Origin of the sequence: Nocardia sp. NBC_00508 (assembly GCF_036346875.1) — a bacterium.
Taxonomy (GTDB): domain Bacteria; phylum Actinomycetota; class Actinomycetes; order Mycobacteriales; family Mycobacteriaceae; genus Nocardia.
Genome location: NZ_CP107852.1, coordinates 1,802,567 through 1,820,785, shown reverse-complemented (window position 1 = coordinate 1,820,785; position 18,219 = coordinate 1,802,567). Strand labels below are relative to the sequence as shown.

Here is an 18,219-nt window from a genome sequence, read left to right as displayed (position 1 = left end):
CGCCATTGTCCTCCCGCGCCGACCGCGCCGAGACGGGGGCGGAGCTCGATCACACTCGTCTGAGTATGAGCCTCGAGGCATCACAGCCCCGAGTATCACATCTGTGTGATACCGTTAATTTGTGCTGTACGAGATCCTCGCGGAACCCGAGGTAGTCGAGTTTCTGTACCGCCTGGACCCCGCCAGCCGTGCGGCGGCAGACCATCGCGCTGGACTTCTCGCTGAATTCGGGCCGCGACTAGGGGAACCGTACAGTCGCTTTCTTGGTGATGGAGTGCGAGAGCTCTCTCCACCAGTCAACAAGCGCGCATTACCTACTGGTTCCCAGGAGGACAAGTGATCGTCATGCTCACCGCGTTCACAAAGCAGCGGCAGCGGGAATCCGCCGAGGTGGAGCGCGCGAAGCATGCGCGGAAGGTCTGCGAAACGGAGCATGACAAGAATTACCAGCACATCATCACACTCTAGAAAGGAGGCCTACGTCCCGATGATCACGCAAGAGGAATTCGACCGTCGTACCGCTGAGCAGCGAGCAGCCCCCGAATATCAGCAGGCCTACCGGAATGCTGAAATTGCCTACAGGGTGGGGAAGATGGTGCGAGAGGCGCGAGAAGCGAGGGGCTGGACCCAAATCGAGCTGGCTGCACGTTCTGGGCTGAAGCAGCACGCGATTTCGCGCCTCGAAGCTGGGGATGTGGTGCCAACACTCACCACCCTGGAAAAGATTGCACAAGCGTTCGGCGGTCATGTGCACGTGAACATTGCGGCATAGTAAACCTACTGACGGCCGCCGGGTTCGGCCAGGGTTCTCGGTCCCGTCCCGAAGCCGGTCGAGGCGAGTTCGCGGGGCGCCTCGCAGCGCGTCGGCCGCCGAATAGTCCAACAAAGCATCAACGACCAAGGGTCTTGATCCAGAAGTCGTATTCGGTTGGCAAAAACGTCCGCCCATCGGTGCAACCGAATGCCCATCGTGTGTAGGTGTTCTCGGGCTGGACCGTGATCACGTCGACGACTCTCACCAGCTCGGCCGGCACATCCGCACCGAAGTGCTGGTGGTTGGGCACGATCACGGCATCGACATCGATTCGCCGGATCACGTTCAGAAGCCGACTCAACGGGCAGTCCGTCCTGGGACCGAATACCACGGTTTTCGCCAGTTCGTACCCGAGTCGCTTTGCGAGGCTGCGGATTTGGATCTCGTCCCAGGTCTGGGACACACCGGAAACATCTCGGCGCAGGTACCCGATCGCCGTCGGCCGTGGTCTCATTCGTTCACCTCGCTCGTAGTCGTTGGCTGGCGACCCGGAGTCGGGTCTACTCATCGGCCCCGAGCGCCTGGGCCTGAGACTATGAAGCTGACACCCGCCGTCATAACGCACTTGCGGAAACTTGCACAGATTTGCTGAACAGGTCACTGAGTGTGCTTGCACCGTGGATCATGGGCTATGCGCATGCAAGTAGGTACAAGCAAGTGGATAGGGGAAAGATCATGTACATACGCTTTCTGGGCAAGGGCGGCTCCGACAAGACGGGATGCCCGGCGTTGTACGCCACCGACCAGGGCAGCTACCTCGTTCAGGGGTGGCGGACCGGCCACCCCGGCGCGGTGGAGATACCGCACCTGTTGACCGGTTTCGCGGAGCCGGACACCTTCATCGGGGCCATGATGACGGACACGGGCCGAGGTACGTTCAGGTTGACGGGTCGGCCAATCACCGATCGTGAAACGCTGAACCAGCTGACTTTGGAAGATGACGAAGTAGCCATCGAAGTGCCGAAGGCTGAGAGGAACTACTACGGTGGAATTTCGGTCGAATGATCGGTGGATGGAGCTGTTCGAGAACACGCGAACGTCAGCGTTCCATCTGGAAGTGCGGGACTCCTACGCGGAACCGGAGGAGTCCGAACCGTTCCGCCGGTTCCTCAACGGTGAGCCGGAGCCGCTCGGTGGCTACGACAAAACCGATTGGCTCAACCTTATAACGACATTGGCCGAGCGCGGTGTCACCATGAGCCGCATCCGCGTCGTCACGGTGCCGCACTCGGACTATCAGCGCTGGTTGCTCTCGGTGACACGCAGCAGTGTCGAAGCTGGTGAGGACATCCGCTACGTGCCAAGACATCTTGCCGGAGAGGTCCCCCTAGATGACTGGTGGTTGTTCGATGATGAGCGGGTAGCGTTCAACCTCGTTGACCAGGCGGGCAAGCCAGCCGGGGCAGCGGTGACTACGGATCCCGACATCGCCGCCTACTGTCGGGGTGTGAAAGCACGGCTGTGGACTCTGGCGACTCCGTTCGCCGAATACACCTCAGCGGCACACGTCCGGCGGTGACGAGTTCAGTACAGGAAGCGCGGGAAGCTCTCGGTCAACGGCTTCGCGAAATCAGACGCGATGCCGGGGTGAGCGGCCGAGAGCTTGCCGCACACGAGGGCTGGCACGAGTCCAAGGTCTCCCGAATCGAGCATGGGAAGACCCAACCATCAAGCGGCGACATCCATGCGTATGGCCGCCACTGTGGTGCGAACGAGCAGCTTGCCGACCTTCTGGCCACGCTTCACAACATCGACGCGGCCTACCTGGAATACCGACGTTTGCTCGGTGCGGGCGTCAAACGCGGACAACAGCTGTACGCGAAGCTCGAAGCCGAAGCGAAGGTTGTCCGCAACTACGATCCCCAGATCATCCCCGGTCTGTTGCAGACCGCCGACTATGCCGAAGCCAAGTTGCGTAGCGTCATCGAGTTCTACCAGCTACCCAACGACATCGACGCGGGCGTGTCCAAAAGGATGGAGCGTCAACAGGTCTTGTATCAGCGCGACCACCGGTTCCACTTCATCATCAGCGAACGCTCCCTGTACACAACCGTGGGCGGTGATGACGTGATGGTCGGACAACTCGATCGGTTGCATTCGATCATCGGTATGCCCCGCGTGACGCTGGGGATTGTTCCGTTGATGGCGAATGCCCAGGTAGTCCTAGAGAACTTCACGATGTTCGACAAGCGAATGGTGAAGGTCGAAGGGCACACAGCCGAGATAACCATCACCCAACCTCGAGAGATCGCCCTCTACGGACGTGCCTTCGATGTTCTTGCAAGACAGTCGGCGACCGGCGACAAAGCCAGGGATTTGATCAGGGGCGCGCTCGACCGACGGCGTTCGTAGTCCGCCCGAGATAACGCGAGCTCACAATGAAACAGCGGGCGAGGTGCCGAGCGAGAAGGGCGTTCTACAGTGTGGCTGATACAGCGTGAACCGCCGCTATGGGCGGACCTCTTTCGGGGGTGCAAGCAGGAAGCATTTCACCTGGAGACGAAAGACTCCTATGGCGTACCGGAGGAATCCGAACGTTTCCGGCGCTTTATGGCCGGACAGCCGCCGCCACCGGACGCCTACAAGAATTCCTGGCTTGACCTCATGCGGGAGTCGACCGCACGAGGTGTCTCCGTGAGCAGGGTCCGTGTGGTTACGGTCCCACACACCGACTATCGGCGATGGCTGCTGTCGGTGACCGATAGCAATGTTGCGGCGGGCGAGGATATCCGTTATGTCCCAAGGCATCTCGCTGCTGAGATGTCATCCGACGACTGGTGGCTCATGGACAACGAACGAGTGTTCTACAACCTCGTTGACGGCACCGGTGCACCGTCCGGCCTCGCCTTGACCACAGATCCCTCGATCGTCGCATACTGCCAAGGCGCGCGGGAACGCTTGTGGAGGTCAGCGATTCCATACACCGAATACGTCGAAAGTGAACACGTCCAGCAGTGACGAGCAGGGTCTACGCCGGTAGGCAAGCTCTCGGCGCACTGCGCCGCTTCCCGCCCGGGCGGCGTGAGTCCGAGTCGCCACCGAGCCGCCCCTCTCAGGAGCGGCGCGCACTCGCGATATCGGCCGTGCCCATCTGCTGGTCGTCGCCCCGGTAGGTGAGGATTCGTTCGCTGATGCGCACGCGCCAGCCGGGTGGGAGTTCGGTGGGGGAGGTGGTGATGCGGGTCCATTGGTCGGTGTCGGGGGCGGCGATGAAGGTGCCTGAGGTGGTGGCGGTGGCGTCGCGGACGTAGACCTTGCCGCTGTCGACCGAGACGTAGGCGTGGACGCGGGAGACGTGACGGTCGCGCTGGATGACGAGGGGAGCGGCGGTCGCGGCGCGGACCGATTCGTCCACCTGCGGGCCGCGTCCGATGACGTAGGGGCGGTCCAGAGGGTAGGCCGTGCCGTCTTCGGTGATCAGTGCGCCATGGCCGGTTTCGCTGGCGAGGGCAGCCGGACGCAAGACGCGGGTTCCGCCGTTCTCGGCTGTCTTGCGCAGGGCGACGGGCTCGCGCGGGTGTTGCGCCGCGGACTGTAGCTGCGACCAGGCCAGTGGGCGGTCCGCGGCGGGCCGGGGTGGCCGCGGTTTGGCAAGAGGCCGCGGCGATTCGGTCGGCCGGGCGGCTGGGGGAGCCGGTGCGACGGCGTCGGATGCGCCGGTCGGTTCGGGCATCGCCGCGAATCCGGCCGCGGCCGTGGCCTCGGGCTCGGCCTGAGCGGAGCGTCCGGTATCCGTGGACCGCTCGGCGGACTCGGATGGGCGCGACTCGGTGGTCTTCCCGGCGCGCCGAACCGCGGCGTTCCAGATGAAGCCGCCGCCGGGGACCACGCCCGTCCGCAGATCGGTACGGGGCCGTGCCGTCAGCGGCTCGCCGGTGCTCGCGCCGATCGTGATGCGGCGCACCGGTTCGCGCACGATCTCGTCGACCCAGGTGAACGCGCGCCCGCCGTCCAAGCGGCGGACGCCTTCCGCGCCGTGGATCTCGGCGGTGACCGGTCCGCGCAAGAGGATCAGGATTCCGTCGTCGGTCGGCGCGACCACACCGAACGGCGGCGTCTGCGCCGCGCCGCCGAAGATCACCGCGGCGAGGCGTTTGGCCAGCGCCGCGCCGGGATATTCCACATCGGCCACCGCCTCGATGGTGCCGAGAATTCGGTCCGTGGAAGCGGTCTCGCCGCCCACGTAGGCGACGACCGCACCGAAGCGGACGACCAGGCCGTCGCCCGGTGCGATACCCACGGTGGACGGTTTACTGCGCACCCGCGCCCTCCTTCCCGGCGCACTACCGGCATACCTGAGCCAGCATAGAACGTCGGCCTAAGCCGGACCGGAGACTCGAGGCTTCGCCAGGCGGGTGCCGAGCCCGTCCATCAGTGCCGTCTGCTGGTGGAATTTCCCAGGGCCAGCCGCTTTCCGCTCACCGGCCTCAGCCGGTGTCGCGACGGCCCTGAACTGCGCATTGTGGTTTCAGCCGCACCCCGGCCGGAGTATGCGCGCGAACCAGGAAATATGACGCACATCACGTGCGTGGCGGAATTGGGTGCGCCCGCACTGGCGTTGGCGCGACTTCGCGGCGCAAAGAAGACACTGCCTCTCGTTGTCGGGTGCGGCTGTCGGCGCTTCCCGCCTCGCCACGTTCGGCGTCGATCCTGATCGGCTCAGCAAACCTCACCATCTGATGTCGCTACTGGTGATTTCGGGGACGCTGACGTGGCGGCCAATGGAGGTGAGCGGTGGGCGGCATCCGACCGTCAGGGTGCGGCGAGCAACTGTTCGCGGTTATTCGGCCGTGCGACGACGGACCGCGAAGGGACAACCCGTCGGCGACGAGTCGCGCCGACAAGCCGGGGCAGCGGCGGGGCTGATTGGGCAACGCACGGCCGCCTGCTCGGCAACCACATGTCGATGGACGGCGGGAGGTAGCGGCAGCCGAGTAGAAAGAGCAGAAGCGCACCCGCTCTCCGGATGGGGCCGCTGCTCGGCGCTGAGCTTTCGCGCGGGCACCTGTACGCAAAGTAGTTGGTGGAGAGGGTAATTGGATACCGCCCCCAAATCTGGTGGGGTGCAGCCGAGGGGTTGGGCTCTTAGACTTCCCTTGCATGGGGACTTCGACCATCCGAACACCATGACTCCGCGGCAGCCGAACCCACGCCCTGGCACAAGGCCACAGCGTGGGAACCCTCTGCGTCATGCCCCTCGTCGACAGTCGCGGCAACCCGCAGAAGAGCAGCCTGCCTCGCCTACGTCACCCGCGGAGAGCAAACCATGGTGGAAACGTGCACTCGCCTGGCTGTTTACTATTTTCGTGGCCGGCGGCGCTGTCTTCGCTTTTGCGAATGATCAGATCAAGAGTTGGCTCACCAACCAATCCGAAAAGTACGGCACAGACATCAAGGTCGTCGATATGACCGAGGTCTATGATCCGGCGAGCAACTGGGTGCTGCCCGCCGGCGTCGACCCGACGCCCTACCTCACTCGGCCGATGACGAACGCGCCGCGCACGGTGTGGATGCGTGAACACGGTGCCGTCGCGGCATCTTCCATGACCTGGGAAGTGACGCTGCTGGCCAACCGGACCAGCGCCGTGGAGATCGTGGATATCGTTCCGGTGTTCGTCGAACCATGTGGGGCCCCGCTGGGGTCCGGATACGGCTTCATGGACGAACACATGGAAGGAGAAACGGACAAGCTCGTTCTGGTTACCGATGTGGCAAGCGAGCATCCGGTGTTCGACCGGATCGGTGTCGATGACAAGGGTGAGCGTGTCGATGTCGGCGAATTCTTCACCAAGAAGCGCGTCAGCCTGCCCAAAGGGGAGAAGAATACGATCGCGTTCACCACGAGGATCACCGAAGGGCACTGCCGGTGGACCTACCGGCTCGACTACATCGCCGAAACCGGCCGGGAATCGATGACCATCACCGCGCCCGGAGGGAAACCGTTCGAAATGACCGCGGGCGATCTCACCAAAGACTACGACTGGATCGTGCCGACCGTCGCGCTCAAGTGTCTCGGAGTCCCGGCTGATGTGGTGCGGCCGAAGCTGAGTGGAACAGCGGGCCCGGCACTTATCAACAACGGCGAATGCTGGACCCCGCGGTAGTCGAACCCGGCTGTATCACCGCGGCATCGTCTTGCGCGCTGCGAAGCGCAGGATAGGGCCGGTTCGGGTCCCGGGCAGATGGCACGAACGCTGATCGTGTCAAACGGCGTTCGTCCACGGTTATGCTCGGGCGCAATGAGCGAGCCAACGATCGAAACAGCCGCAAGGGCGGTCATGTCGGAGCCGGGCGGCAGCGAGGCGAAGGTATGAGCGCAGCAGGCGTCAGCCGAAGGGCTCGCCCGGCCAAAGCTCCGCTCAGCCGCGAGGTGATCGTCGAGACCGGTCTGCGCATCCTGGACCGGGACGGTGCTGCGGCGCTCACCATGCGTCGGGTCGCTCAGGACCTGGATACCGGAGCGGCCTCGCTCTATGTCTACGTCGCCCACCGCGATGATCTCATGGCCGCCATGCTCGACCATGTCCTCGGCACGGTTCCCGAGCCGGTGGGGGGCGGCTGGCGCGAGCGGCTCACCGCTCTGGTCGACGCCGCGGTCACGGCGATGAGCAGGCACGAAGGGTTGGCGCTCGTCGCGCTCGGCACGATTCCGACCAGCCCGAACGCGCTGCGTCTGATGGAACTGATGCTCCGGTCGCTCGCCGAGGCGGGACTGGACGATCGCACCGCGTCCTGGGCGGTGGACCTGCTCTACCTGCACATCACCGCGTCGGCCGCCGAACAGAGCGTGCACAGCACCGGCGGCGGCACCGAGTCGGACTATCTCGCCGAGGTCGGGCGACGTTTCGCCGAGCTGCCCGCCGACCGCTACCCGACCATCGTGGCCATGCGGGACACCATGCTGTCCGGCGGCGGCGAGGCTCGCGCGGCATGGGCTGTCCGGGTACTGCTCAACGGCATCCTCGCCACGCGAGCCGACTAGGTTCTGTCTCCCAATGACCTGAGCCATTCGATGGTTATTGACGCGCAGTGTGTATTCCGAGGTAGTTGACGATGCTAGGTGCAGGATCGGCTAGATCGTCGACCCGCAGATACCGCAATGCCGCCGCTTCGCGGATATGTTTTGTGGCGTCCGTCAGCGGAGGGGTGGGCTGTCCGTCGACGACGCGTATCCCGGTACCGGGTACGTGTTCGATGTTGAACACATGGGAATCGCCAAGGTCGACGCGCTGGCCCGGAGGCCAGTCCGCAATGACGATCCCGCGTGAACCGGGTTGCCGGAATACCTCGTGCAGATGACTCCGCTGGAACACCGCAGTGAATCGTCGCGCCCAGGCAATCTCGGCAATACTGTGCGGGAACCCAGCCTCGAACGGGAACGGCACCTGCCCTGCCTCCACGTCGTATCCCCGCCGACGCAACTCGTACGCGGTCGCCACGGCCACACAGTTGTTACTTCGTCGCGGATCGGCCGAGTCGAAATGCGGATTCACCCTGGTCAGGCAGTCGTCGATCTCTCGGTTGATCCGCTCGGACCGCGGCAGCCTCGGTTGGAACCATGCGAAGCCGTCTCCCTCTCGCCGGGACGAGTTGCCAGTCGATCCCCTGGGTTCTGCGTATGCAGCCAACTGCGTTCCCAGAGAGTGGTCCATGTGACCAAGCTCATCCATCGTCCTCTGCAGCCGTCCACTTGTCTGCCGCATCACTCCCGCGAGAGCCGGCGTCCCACAGTCGACGAGTGCACGAGTGACGTCGTCGGCAGCGCGCCGAATAGCTGTGATCAGCTCGTTGTTCACCTGCATAGCTGCCGGACCGTCCATTTAGAAAAACCAGTTGGTATTTTTTCGAAGAAGACGTTCCGAGCGTTAACAGCTGTCGCTGTCCGGCTGGTTCCTACGAGTTCACGAAGACGAACTGGGTTCCATCCCAGCTCTCGGGAATCGTTGGTGACTCGACGAACTCGATCTTGCGGTCACCGAGATAGATCATCTTCGTCAGGCCGCCCGTGGCCAGGTGGCCACCCGCTATGACAAGCTCGCCCTGACCTACCGCGCCGGATTCGGCCTGGTCCGCATAGTTGAATGGCTCAAATCATTGGGAGACACGACCTAATTCGCTGGCTCGCGTGGTGGCCGCCGGTCCACAATGACCCGGTGATCCGGCCTGCGACGACCCGTGACCTGCCCGCGCTTCAGGACATCGAACGTGCGGCGGGCAAGCCGTTCGCGGAGATCGGCCTGACCGCGGTGGCCGACGACGACCCTCCCTCGTTGGAGACGCTGCGCGGGTTCCAGGAGGCCGGACGCGCCTGGGTCTGGGCCGAGGACGATCAGCCGATCGGCTACCTGATCGTCGGGGTGGTGGACGGAAACGCGCACATCGACCAGGTATCGGTTCAGCCCGATTACGCCGGGCGACGCATCGGCAAGCGCCTCATCGACCGGGCCGCGCGCTGGGCGGCCGCCGAAGGCATGGAGGCGATGACGCTGACCACGTTCACCGAGGTCGCCTGGAACGGGCCATATTACGAACGGCTCGGCTTCCGCTACCTTTCCGCGGCGGAGGAAACGCCCGGCCTGCGCGCGTTGCGCGCCGCCGAACGTGCCCACGGCCTCGACCGCTGGCCGCGCGCGTGTATGCGCGCGGAGCTGTCCGCGTGGTCAATGGACTGACGCGCCTCGCACAGCGAAACCGTTGGCGGCCCCAGTTGGCCGGTGACCTCCGCCTCCCGTGCTACTCCAGCATCTCGCGGGTACGTCGCGCACGATCTCGTCCAGCAACGACCGGCCCACCGGAGACGCCCGAGCCGCCGGGCATACCGCGCCGCCGGGTATACCGCTACGGCGGAGTCCCGCGGCATCGTGAACCAGCTCGGCCACAGGAGATCGGGCGTCGGGCGGGCTCGAATTACGCAGCAATCTCACCGGCTCAGGGCGGCTGCACGGACGGGAAGCGGTCCCGGCAAACCCGTGCTGACCGGAGGGCTCGGAACCCAGGAGGTGAGCGGGGTGTGCTTGCCGGGCGCTGTTCGACCGGAGTCACACTGTCACGTCCACTGATTCGTAGACGCCTTCCAAACTGGTAGACGCCACCACCTCATCGAGGCGCCGATGGGACTCCGGATGAATCAGCCGCGGCATCGCGGCCTCGAAGTCACTCATCAATCCGTCGAATCGGACGATCGTCAGCACGCTGCGCCCATTCTGGGGGTCGACGGCAATCTCGACCTGAGCGGGATAGGGATCTGCACTTTCTGGTGCCCACGCCTGTACGAACTGCTCCAACGACACACCGTCGCGCAGCGTCCTGGCGAAAATCGCGACAATCACATCTGTCTCCTTTCACGACGAACAGGGACAGACCGAACATACGGCCACGCTCCGACAACTCGGCCGAGTCAGGTGATGGCGGCGAGTGCAACCTCGGCGGCGGGGGCCGCGCTCGCTCGGTCCTCGGCGACCAGGCCGATGCGGGTGCGCCGGTCCAGGAGATCGCCGGCGTCGAGCGCGCCCTCGTGTGCCACCGCGAACGCGAATTCGGCGGCGAGCACGTCGATTCCGGGGGCCACCGGCTCGGCGAGTGCCGGATCACGGCGCGCCGCGGCAAGCACGGTGGATGCCTCGCTGCCGTAGCGTTCGATCAACACCGGTGGGGCGTCGATGCGGTCGCGGGCCGCTCCGGAGACCGCGCCGACCAGGGGAAGCTGCCGGGTGCGGCATGGTCCGGCGGTGAGCCCACTCTGTGCGAGAGCCGCGTCGACGGCGTCTTCGGCCATCTTCCGGTAGGTGGTGAGCTTGCCGCCGACGATCGTGATGACGCCGGTGGGGGAGCGCAGCACCGCGTGCTTGCGGGAGATGTCGGCAGTGTTGTCGTCGGCGGTCTGCAGCAGCGGACGCAGGCCCGCGTACGAGCCGCGAATGTCGGTGCGGGTCAAGGGCTCGCGCAGGGCGGGGTTGATGGTGTCGAGCAGGAAGTCGATCTCGGCGTCGGTCGGCTTCGGCTCGTCGGGCACCGGTCCCGGCGCGTCCTCGTCGGTCAGTCCGAGGTAGATCCGGCCGTGCGCGGCCGGGAAAGCGAAGACGAAACGGCTGGTGCTGCCGAGCACCGGAACGGTCAGCGCGGCGGTGAGGCCGCCGAAGGACGCGGCGGAGAACACCAGGTGGGTGCCCCGGCTCGGCCGCAACTGGATGCTGGGGTCCACTTGGTCGGCCCAGACGCCGGTGGCGTTCAGCACGGTGCGCGGCCGCACGGTGAGGGTTTCGCCGGTTCGGGTGTCGCGCAGGGTCGCCGAATCACCGGTCACATCAAGGGCTTCCGTGTGCGTGATGACTCGCGCGCCGTGCGCCGCCGCGGTACGCGCCAGGGCGACGACCAAGCGCGCGTCGTCGACGAGCTGCCCATCCCAAGCCTGCAAGCCGCCACGGAGCCCCGCGCGGCGCACGGTCGGCGCGAGCCGCAACGCCTCGGCGGCGGCGATATGCCGGGAGCGGGGCAGGATCGCCGCCGGAGTTCCCGCGCCACGCCGCAGCAGGTCGCCCGCCAGGAAACCGGCGCGCACCAGAGCGGTTCGGGCCGTGCCCATGCCCGGCAGCAGCGGTACCAGCTGGGGCAGCGGGCGCACCAGGTGCGGCGCCGTGGTGCGCATCAGGATTCCGCGTTCCACTGCGCTCTCGTGCGCGATACCGACCCGGCCACTGGCCAGATAGCGCAGCCCGCCGTGTACCAGCTTGGAACTCCACCGGCTGGTGCCGAAGGCCAGATCGTGGCGTTCCACCAGCACGGTCCGCAGTCCGCGGGCGGCAGCGTCCAACGCGGCGCCCGCGCCGGTGACGCCGCCGCCGATCACCAGCACGTCGATCTCGGTGCCGTCGCCGAGCCGGGACAGGTCCGAGGCGCGGCGGGCGGCGTTCAACGCGGAGTCGCCGGTGGGTGGCGAATTCGTGGTCATCGCAATGCCTTTCCGATCCAGCAGGGCGCCGTCATCGCGGTCGCGTCCGGTCGCCTTCTTCGGCGCGATCGTCGAGATATCCGTCGATCGCGCGGCGAAGTTCGGTGTCGAGGTGTTCGCCCGCCAGCAGCGGCGCGACGGTGCCCGCCGATTGCACCGCGGACTGGGCGATCAGCAGCAGCATCGTGGCCATCTGTTCCGGGTCGCCGTCGCGAATGGAGCCGTCTTGCCGGCCTTCTCGAATGCCTGCCGCGAACAGCTCGATCAGCGCGCGCTGGTTGCGGCCGAGCCGGCCGAACACGTAGGTGAGCATGAGGTCGGTGTCGGTGCGGAAGATCTTGCCGAACAGCGGATTCGACCGAACCGTTGCCGCGCCCGCGACCACGCCTTCGACCAGCCTGGTGCGCGCGCTGCCCGCGGACGGCATGGTCGCCGCGACGATGCCGCGTAGTTCGCGTACCAGCAGCTCGGCCACCAGCGCACCGGTATCCGGCCAGCGGCGATACACGGTCGGCCTGCTGACGCCCGCCCGTCGCGCCACCTCGGTGAGCGTGGTGCGGCGCACGCCGAACTCCTGTACGCAGGCGCGGGCCGCGTCCAGGATCGCGAGGTCGGTCGCCGAGAGTGCGTTCTCGTCGGGAGCGGTCAAAGTCACCACCGGAGTCGATACATCGACGGCAGGGCCGCCGACCAGGGCAAAAGGCTGAATACTCGTTACTTCTTGACAGTATATGTCAAACTGTAACGCATGGTGGAGCGAGTGACCAACGAAGACACCCCGGTGCGGGATGCCGGAGCCGGGCGGCGGCGAGGTGGAGGCATGACGCCGCAGCACACCGCTGGGGATCCCGCTCTCGCGGCGAACACCGGAGTGGGCGCGTCCGCAACGAGCATGGTCTGGGATGCCTGGGGTGTCCCGGCTGGACACCAGCCGCTGTCGGAGCGGATCCGTACCCTGCTGACGCAGGTCTTCGGGGTCTCCGGCACCCCGGTGGCGCGCCGCGATGAGAGCGACGTGCCACTGCGCGAATCGGCCCTGACGCCCGCGCGGCGAGCCGGGTTGGTCGAGGTTGTCGGCACCGGCAATGTGTCGGCCGACCACCGAGACCGTTTGCGCCACGCCGGGGGCAAGAGCACGCCCGATCTGCTGCGACGCCGCGCGGAAGGCCCGCAAGAAGCGCCCGATGCCGTCGTCTTTCCCGCTGATCACGACCAGGTTCTCGCCGTGCTCGGGTACTGTGTGGAACACGCCGTCGCGGTGGTTCCGTTCGGCGGCGGAACCAGCGTGGTCGGCGGTGTCGATCCCGTGCGCGGCCGTTTCGACGCCATAATCGCGCTGGACCTGCGCAGGCTCGATCGCGTGACCGACCTCGATCCGACCAGCGGCACGGCCACACTGGGTGCGGGGCTCACCGGTCCGCGCGCGGAGGAACTGCTCGGCGCGCACGGTCTTTCGCTCGGCCACTTCCCGCAGAGCTTCGAATTCGCCACGATCGGCGGCTTCGCGGCAACGCGGTCGTCCGGACAGGCGTCGGCCGGTTATGGCCGCTTCGACGACATGGTGCAGCGGCTGAAGGTCGCCACACCGAGCGGCACGCTGGAACTCGGTCGTGCCCCCGCCTCGGCCGCCGGACCGGACCTGCGCGAGCTGTTCGTCGGTTCGGAGGGAACACTCGGCGTGATCACCGAGGTAACCCTGCGGGTGCATCCGGTCCCGGAAACCGTTGCCTACCAGTCGTGGTCGTTTCCCGATTTCGAAACCGGCGCCGCCGCACTGCGTTCGGTGGTGCAGGCGGGCGCCGCGCCGACTGTGCTGCGGCTGTCCGACGAGGCGGAGACCGGGATCAACCTGGCCCGCTCCGGCGACATCGGCGACAGCTCGGTCGCGGGGTGCCTGGCCGTCACCACCTACGAGGGCAGCGCGGCGCATGTCGCGGCGCGCAGTGCCGAGGCGGGCGCGGTGCTCGCCGCCGCGGGTGGCACGCCGCTGGGTGAGGAACCAGCGCAGGAGTGGGAGCACGGCCGATTCGCCGCCCCCTACCTCCGCGACGCGCTACTGGACGTCGGCGTGCTGTGCGAGACCCTGGAGACCGCCACCACCTGGTCCAACCTCGCGGCGCTGAAGGCGAAGGTGACCGCGGCGCTGACCGACGCCCTGGGCAGGCAAGGGACGCCCGCACTGGTCATGTGCCACATCTCGCACACCTATCCGACCGGCGCTTCGCTGTACTTCACGGTCGTCGCCAAGCAGTTGGACGACCCGCTGGACCAGTGGCTGGCAGCGAAGCGCGCCGCGGGCGACGCCATCGTCGCGGCGGGCGGCACCATCACCCACCATCACGCGGTCGGCACCGATCACCGTCCGTGGCTGCCGGAGGAGGTCGGCGATCTCGGCGTGCGCGTGCTGCGCGCGGTGAAAGCCGAACTCGACCCGGCGGGCATCCTGAACCCCGGAAAGCTGGTGCCGTGACCGAGCATTCGTCAGTGCGGGCGATCACCGTGGTGACCAATCCGCGGTCCGGGCACGGCAAGGGCGGCGACGTCGCGAGCGCCGCGATCGCCCGGTTCCGCGCCGGCGGCGCCGACGTGACCGAGGTGTGCGCGCCGTCGGCCGCCGAATCGGTTCGGCAGGTTCGCGATTCGATCACCGGCGCGAGCGGCGCGAAGCCCGACGGGGTGGTCTGCGTCGGCGGCGACGGGCTGGTCAACGTGACCCTTGCGGCCGTCGCCGAGACCGGCGTCGCGCTCGGCATGATTCCCGCGGGCACCGGCAACGATCTGGCCAGGGAACTCGGCGTGCCGACCGACGACCCGAGCGCGGCGGCCGATCTCGTATTGCGCGGGCGGACCCGTACCATCGATCTGGGTCGGATCGAGCCCACGGGGTCGGGCGCGCCGATGTGGTTCGCCACCGTGACGGGCACCGGATTCGACGCGCGGGTCACCTTGCGCGCCAATGACATGCGCTGGCCGAAAGGCAGACTGCGCTACACCGTCGCGGCACTGGCCGAGATCTCCGGACGTTTCACCGTGCCCTACCGCGTCGAGCTGACCGGTGCGGTCACCGACGGACTGACCAATCCCGGCGCGGGCTCCCTGCTGGAGACCGAGGCGGTCATGGTCGCGGTCGGCAACACCCGCACCTACGGCGGCGGCATGTTGATCTGCCCGGACGCGGTCATGGACGACGGACTGCTCGACCTGACCGTGGTGGGCGCGCTGTCGCGGAGGGAGATGCTGCGCCTGCTTCCCGCGCTGTCGGCGGGTAAACGCCAGAACCATCCCGAGGTCAAGCAGTACCGTGCCGCGGCCATCACCCTCAGCGCGCCGGGCGCGCCCGCGACCGCCGATGGCGAACCCGCGGGCACCTTGCCGATCACCATCCGCGCGGCTCCCGCGGCGCTCACTGTTCTGGTGCCCTGACGGCGACAAGCGGTTCCATGGTCAGGCGGCGAAGACCACGCGACGGATCCGGTTGACGGCAGCACGGTCGACGATGACCACCGAACGCGATGTGCCGCTCGGCGTATGGTGCTCGGTCGCGATTTCACGCATGAGCCGCCGCCAGCTCCGCACGTGCACCGTGAAGGCCACGCGGTTGATCCGGCGACCGCGGGCGTACTGGCCTGCCCGCGCCACGGTGGCGGGCACGTCGAGCATGAGCAGGTGCAGTTCGCGGCCATATCCCGCTGCCCAGCGCTGGATCAGCGTGCGCGTCCAGCGGAAGGTCGCGCAGTCGTGGATGACGACCGGACCGGTGGTGTCGCGCAACGCCGTGCGGATCGCCCGGAGGTGCGCGATGTGCACGACAGGCCGCCACAGCAGATAGGGGAGCCACCACAGCCTGGGCCGTAAACGGTTGCGCGCCTGCATCGAGTCGAGCACCAGCGCGCCATCGGGGCCGCGCGAGGGCGCCGCGGCATCGGACTCGGCGCTGAAGAACTTGCGCAGTGCGGTGCTCTTGCCCGCGCCCGGGATACCCGCGACGATCAGCGCCGCCGACGCCGGGTACCGCAGCTCCTCGATCGCGTGGCCCCGTAGATCGTGCAGGGTATCGGGAGACAGCAGCCGGGGTTCGGGGGCGTGCGTCGGTGTGGCTTCGAGCGGGGGGTTCACCCCTACCAGCGTCCCCAGCGGAGACTCGTTCGGCAACCGGGAAAACCCTGGTTTTTCTTCGAGATTCACCGGAGGAGGAACGCTGGGATCAGCCACGTTCTCCAGGATCCAGATTTTCCGCGATCCGGCAATAACAGACATTTCGGACATTAACGCATTACGTGCGTTTTCGTCCTGCCGAACGCGCGCGAAGGTGCATTCGTTCTCCCTGTGCGCCGAAAAGGCTGAGGATTTCCACCGAGCCGCGGCCCGCGCTGCCGAACCAATGCGGTTGGCGGGTGTCGAATTCCGCGGCCTCGCCGGGGCCGAGCACCAGATCGTGCTCGCCGAGCACCAGCCGGAGCCGTCCGGACAGCACGTAGAGCCACTCGAAACCCTCGTGCACCTTCGGGTCCGGCTCGCCGCGACCGGGTGGGATGATGATCTTGAACGCCTGCAGCGGACCCGGCTGTCGAGTGAGCGGGACGATGGTGAGCCCGTTCATCTTTCGTGCCGTGGCGTGCACCCTGGGGTCGGCGATCTTCGGCGCGGCCACCAGTTCGTCCAACGGCACCTGGTGGGCCATCGCGATGGGTAGCAGCAGTTCCAGACTGGCCTTGCGCTGCCCGGACTCCAATCGCGACAGCGTGCTCTTGGAGATCCCGGTGCTTTCCGCCAGCGCGGTGAGGGTGACGTTCCGGCGGGTGCGCAGCGCCTTGAGCCGGGGGCCGATGTCGGCGAGGGCCTGGGTGACGGCCGGTTGCGTGGACATGTCACCAGTGCACCGCGGTTTCCCGGAATCGGCAACATTTGTTGCCGGACTGGTGACCGGGACGGCACTCTGTCGTCGGAGGTGATCGCAGATGAGCGAGGGAACAGATGGATACAGCCGAGCACTCGCTCGTGCCGGAGCAGAACCCCGGCGAGGCGTAGGCATGAGTTCCCTGAGTCAACCCCTATGCGGCGATCGGTTGTTGAGTCGGTTGTTTTTTGGTGGGGTCGTAGCAGGTTTTGGTGCGCCAGCAAGCCCAGATGATGCGCAGCCAGGCGCGGCCGAGGGTGCGGATGGCGTGGGGGTGTCGTTGGCCGCGGGCGCGGGCGGCGGTGTAGCGCTGGTCTGCCCAGTCGCTGGCGCGGCGGCTGTTGTCGATCCAGGTCACCAAGGCTTGTCTGGCTCGCTGGTTGGTGGCGTGGCGGAAGGCGACGGTGTGGATTTTGCCGGAGGAGCGGGTGACCGGGGCGATGCCGGTTTCGGCGGCGAGTTGATCGAAGCTGTTGGCGCGCTCCAGGATTGGGCCGACCTCGCCGATGATCTGGGCCAGGTTCAGTGTGCCGACGCGGGGCAGATCGGCCAGCAATCTGGCGTAGGGGTGTGCGGCGAGAGCGTCGGCGATCACGGCGTCGAGTGCGTCGATGCTGGTTTGGATCGAGCGGACGAGCCCGGTCTGGGCGCGGACCAGCTGCGCGATGACCGGCTCGCCGAGCCTGCTGGCCGATGTGGGTGCCTCGCGCAGCCGGGCGAGCAGCTCGGTGCCGGGACGGCGGCCGCTGTAGTGGTGGCGGCGGCAGAACGCCTCGAGGCGGGCCGCGGTGAGCCCAGCAGCGGCCTGCGGGCTCGGGTAGCGGTCCAGGAACGCCAGCGCGATCGGCGAGTGCAGGCTGGCGAAGATCGTCCTGCCTCCGGGCCAGTGCGTGTCCAGCAGCGCGGCGAGTTGATTGACCGCGGCGATGCGCATGCCCAGGTGGTCGCCGCGCTGACGGGTCAATGCCTGCAGTTCGAGCGTTTGCGGCAGGGTCGGGGCCAGTACCGGCAGCCGGTGGCCGTCGGTGCGGGCGTAGTCGGCCAGCTTGAACCCATCGCCGGGATCGTTCTTGGCGCGGGCGGCGCCCCAACGGGGGCGAGCGGCATGAAAAGCGTTGGGGTGCACCGGAATCACCGGATGCCCGGCGGTCAGCAGCCGGTCCACGACCAGCCCGCGGGTGGTCTCGATTGCCACCGGCAACTCACCGGGCCCGCCGTAGCAGGCCAGCCGTGCCAACGCGCGAGCGATGCCGTCTTCAGTATGCGGCACCGGGAAGCGTTCGATCTTGCCACCGGCATCGTCGATCACGGTCACGTCGTGAGTGGTGCTGCCCCAGTCCCAGCCGGCGAACGCCACAGGTGTGCTCCCTCGAGGTCGATGAACTGCCTCCTCGGAAGCGAGGGCCGCCGCCGGAAGCTCATTGATCGGCCCTCTGCGGGGCATGTCCCTGACGCCGGTCCGCGGCCCTCGGCCCGGTGGGGCTGGCAGAACTCATGCTGGCCATCAAATGGCACGCGACGAAGGCCATGCACCCACCGGAACCGAGAGACAACAACCCT

Annotated in this window: 21 protein-coding genes; 12 read left to right on the top strand and 9 right to left on the bottom strand. The window is 66.8% G+C overall.

Annotated elements, in window-relative coordinates:
- Positions 1-121 precede the first annotated feature (121 nt).
- The 3 genes from OHA40_RS34695 to OHA40_RS08195 are packed head-to-tail and all read left to right on the top strand — an operon-like array spanning position 122 to position 772.
- Entirely contained in the window at positions 122-340 is a 219-nt protein-coding gene (locus tag OHA40_RS34695; RefSeq protein WP_442943951.1) for a type II toxin-antitoxin system RelE/ParE family toxin, read from the top strand.
- The gene (locus tag OHA40_RS08200; RefSeq protein WP_330232461.1) at positions 337-468 is read left to right on the top strand and encodes a hypothetical protein; all 132 of its coding nucleotides are present in this window, start codon (positions 337-339) and stop codon (positions 466-468) included. The genes OHA40_RS34695 and OHA40_RS08200 overlap by 4 nt, the downstream gene beginning before the upstream one ends.
- Positions 469-487: 19 nt before the next feature.
- Positions 488-772 carry a helix-turn-helix domain-containing protein gene (locus OHA40_RS08195; RefSeq protein ID WP_330232460.1) on the top strand — a complete coding sequence of 95 codons (285 nt, stop codon included), beginning with the start codon at positions 488-490 and terminating at the stop codon, positions 770-772.
- Between the two features lie 118 nt (positions 773-890).
- Here OHA40_RS08195 and OHA40_RS08190 read toward each other — a convergent pair whose 3' ends face one another.
- A complete protein-coding gene (locus tag OHA40_RS08190) occupies positions 891-1,268 on the bottom strand; it encodes a hypothetical protein (protein ID WP_330232459.1) in 378 nt (125 codons plus the stop codon).
- Between the two features lie 221 nt (positions 1,269-1,489).
- Between OHA40_RS08190 and OHA40_RS08185 the strand changes: the two genes are divergently transcribed.
- From OHA40_RS08185 to OHA40_RS08170, 4 genes are all read left to right on the top strand, one after another.
- The gene (locus OHA40_RS08185) at positions 1,490-1,819 is read left to right on the top strand and encodes a hypothetical protein (protein WP_330232458.1); all 330 of its coding nucleotides are present in this window, start codon (positions 1,490-1,492) and stop codon (positions 1,817-1,819) included.
- A 7-nt stretch (positions 1,820-1,826) separates the two neighbouring features.
- A complete protein-coding gene (locus OHA40_RS08180; protein WP_330232457.1) occupies positions 1,827-2,333 on the top strand; it encodes a DUF6879 family protein in 507 nt (168 codons plus the stop codon).
- Positions 2,330-3,166, top strand: coding sequence for a helix-turn-helix domain-containing protein (locus OHA40_RS08175; RefSeq protein WP_330232456.1), 837 nt, complete (start codon positions 2,330-2,332; stop codon positions 3,164-3,166). Before OHA40_RS08180 ends, OHA40_RS08175 begins: the two co-directional genes overlap by 4 nt.
- 69 nt (positions 3,167-3,235) lie before the next feature.
- Positions 3,236-3,772 carry a DUF6879 family protein gene (locus OHA40_RS08170; protein WP_330232455.1) on the top strand — a complete coding sequence of 179 codons (537 nt, stop codon included), beginning with the start codon at positions 3,236-3,238 and terminating at the stop codon, positions 3,770-3,772.
- A 94-nt stretch (positions 3,773-3,866) separates the two neighbouring features.
- On the opposite strand, the gene OHA40_RS08165 is transcribed toward OHA40_RS08170, so the two are convergent.
- Positions 3,867-5,075 (bottom strand): FHA domain-containing protein, encoded by a 1,209-nt coding sequence (locus OHA40_RS08165; protein ID WP_330232454.1) that lies wholly within the window; start codon positions 5,073-5,075, stop codon positions 3,867-3,869.
- 865 nt (positions 5,076-5,940) lie between these two features.
- Between OHA40_RS08165 and OHA40_RS08160 the strand changes: the two genes are divergently transcribed.
- Positions 5,941-6,918: a hypothetical protein gene (locus OHA40_RS08160; protein WP_330232453.1), complete on the top strand. Its 978-nt coding sequence runs from the start codon at positions 5,941-5,943 to the stop codon at positions 6,916-6,918.
- A gap of 206 nt (positions 6,919-7,124) precedes the next feature.
- A complete protein-coding gene (locus OHA40_RS08155; RefSeq protein WP_330232452.1) occupies positions 7,125-7,796 on the top strand; it encodes a TetR/AcrR family transcriptional regulator in 672 nt (223 codons plus the stop codon).
- A gap of 34 nt (positions 7,797-7,830) precedes the next feature.
- Here OHA40_RS08155 and OHA40_RS08150 read toward each other — a convergent pair whose 3' ends face one another.
- Positions 7,831-8,634 (bottom strand): hypothetical protein, encoded by an 804-nt coding sequence (locus OHA40_RS08150; protein WP_330232451.1) that lies wholly within the window; start codon positions 8,632-8,634, stop codon positions 7,831-7,833.
- A gap of 333 nt (positions 8,635-8,967) precedes the next feature.
- Between OHA40_RS08150 and OHA40_RS08145 the strand changes: the two genes are divergently transcribed.
- Positions 8,968-9,486 carry a GNAT family N-acetyltransferase gene (locus OHA40_RS08145; RefSeq protein WP_330232450.1) on the top strand — a complete coding sequence of 173 codons (519 nt, stop codon included), beginning with the start codon at positions 8,968-8,970 and terminating at the stop codon, positions 9,484-9,486.
- 366 nt (positions 9,487-9,852) lie between these two features.
- Here the strand turns inward: OHA40_RS08145 and OHA40_RS08140 are convergent, their stop codons facing one another.
- The 3 genes from OHA40_RS08140 to OHA40_RS08130 form a co-directional block, all read right to left on the bottom strand.
- The gene (locus OHA40_RS08140) at positions 9,853-10,143 is read right to left on the bottom strand and encodes a hypothetical protein (protein ID WP_330232449.1); all 291 of its coding nucleotides are present in this window, start codon (positions 10,141-10,143) and stop codon (positions 9,853-9,855) included.
- A 68-nt stretch (positions 10,144-10,211) separates the two neighbouring features.
- Complete coding sequence (locus tag OHA40_RS08135; RefSeq protein ID WP_330232448.1) at positions 10,212-11,762, bottom strand: glycerol-3-phosphate dehydrogenase/oxidase; 1,551 nt, start codon at positions 11,760-11,762, stop codon at positions 10,212-10,214.
- Between the two features lie 31 nt (positions 11,763-11,793).
- A complete protein-coding gene (locus tag OHA40_RS08130) occupies positions 11,794-12,411 on the bottom strand; it encodes a TetR/AcrR family transcriptional regulator (RefSeq protein ID WP_330234095.1) in 618 nt (205 codons plus the stop codon).
- 243 nt (positions 12,412-12,654) lie between these two features.
- Between OHA40_RS08130 and OHA40_RS08125 the strand changes: the two genes are divergently transcribed.
- Positions 12,655-14,232, top strand: coding sequence for an FAD-binding oxidoreductase (locus OHA40_RS08125; protein WP_330234094.1), 1,578 nt, complete (start codon positions 12,655-12,657; stop codon positions 14,230-14,232).
- The gene (locus tag OHA40_RS08120; protein WP_442943950.1) at positions 14,229-15,185 is read left to right on the top strand and encodes a YegS/Rv2252/BmrU family lipid kinase; all 957 of its coding nucleotides are present in this window, start codon (positions 14,229-14,231) and stop codon (positions 15,183-15,185) included. Before OHA40_RS08125 ends, OHA40_RS08120 begins: the two co-directional genes overlap by 4 nt.
- A 21-nt stretch (positions 15,186-15,206) precedes the next feature.
- Here OHA40_RS08120 and OHA40_RS08115 read toward each other — a convergent pair whose 3' ends face one another.
- The 3 genes from OHA40_RS08115 to OHA40_RS08105 all read right to left on the bottom strand — a co-directional run bounded on the left by OHA40_RS08115 (position 15,207) and on the right by OHA40_RS08105 (position 18,016).
- Positions 15,207-15,974, bottom strand: a complete 768-nt coding sequence (locus tag OHA40_RS08115) for an AAA family ATPase (protein WP_330232447.1) — start codon at positions 15,972-15,974, stop codon at positions 15,207-15,209.
- Between the two features lie 61 nt (positions 15,975-16,035).
- On the bottom strand, positions 16,036-16,629 hold the full coding sequence (locus tag OHA40_RS08110) for a helix-turn-helix domain-containing protein (RefSeq protein WP_330232446.1): 594 nt from the start codon (positions 16,627-16,629) through the stop codon (positions 16,036-16,038).
- A gap of 184 nt (positions 16,630-16,813) precedes the next feature.
- Positions 16,814-18,016 carry an IS110 family transposase gene (locus OHA40_RS08105; protein WP_330228174.1) on the bottom strand — a complete coding sequence of 401 codons (1,203 nt, stop codon included), beginning with the start codon at positions 18,014-18,016 and terminating at the stop codon, positions 16,814-16,816.
- Positions 18,017-18,219: the final 203 nt, after the last annotated feature.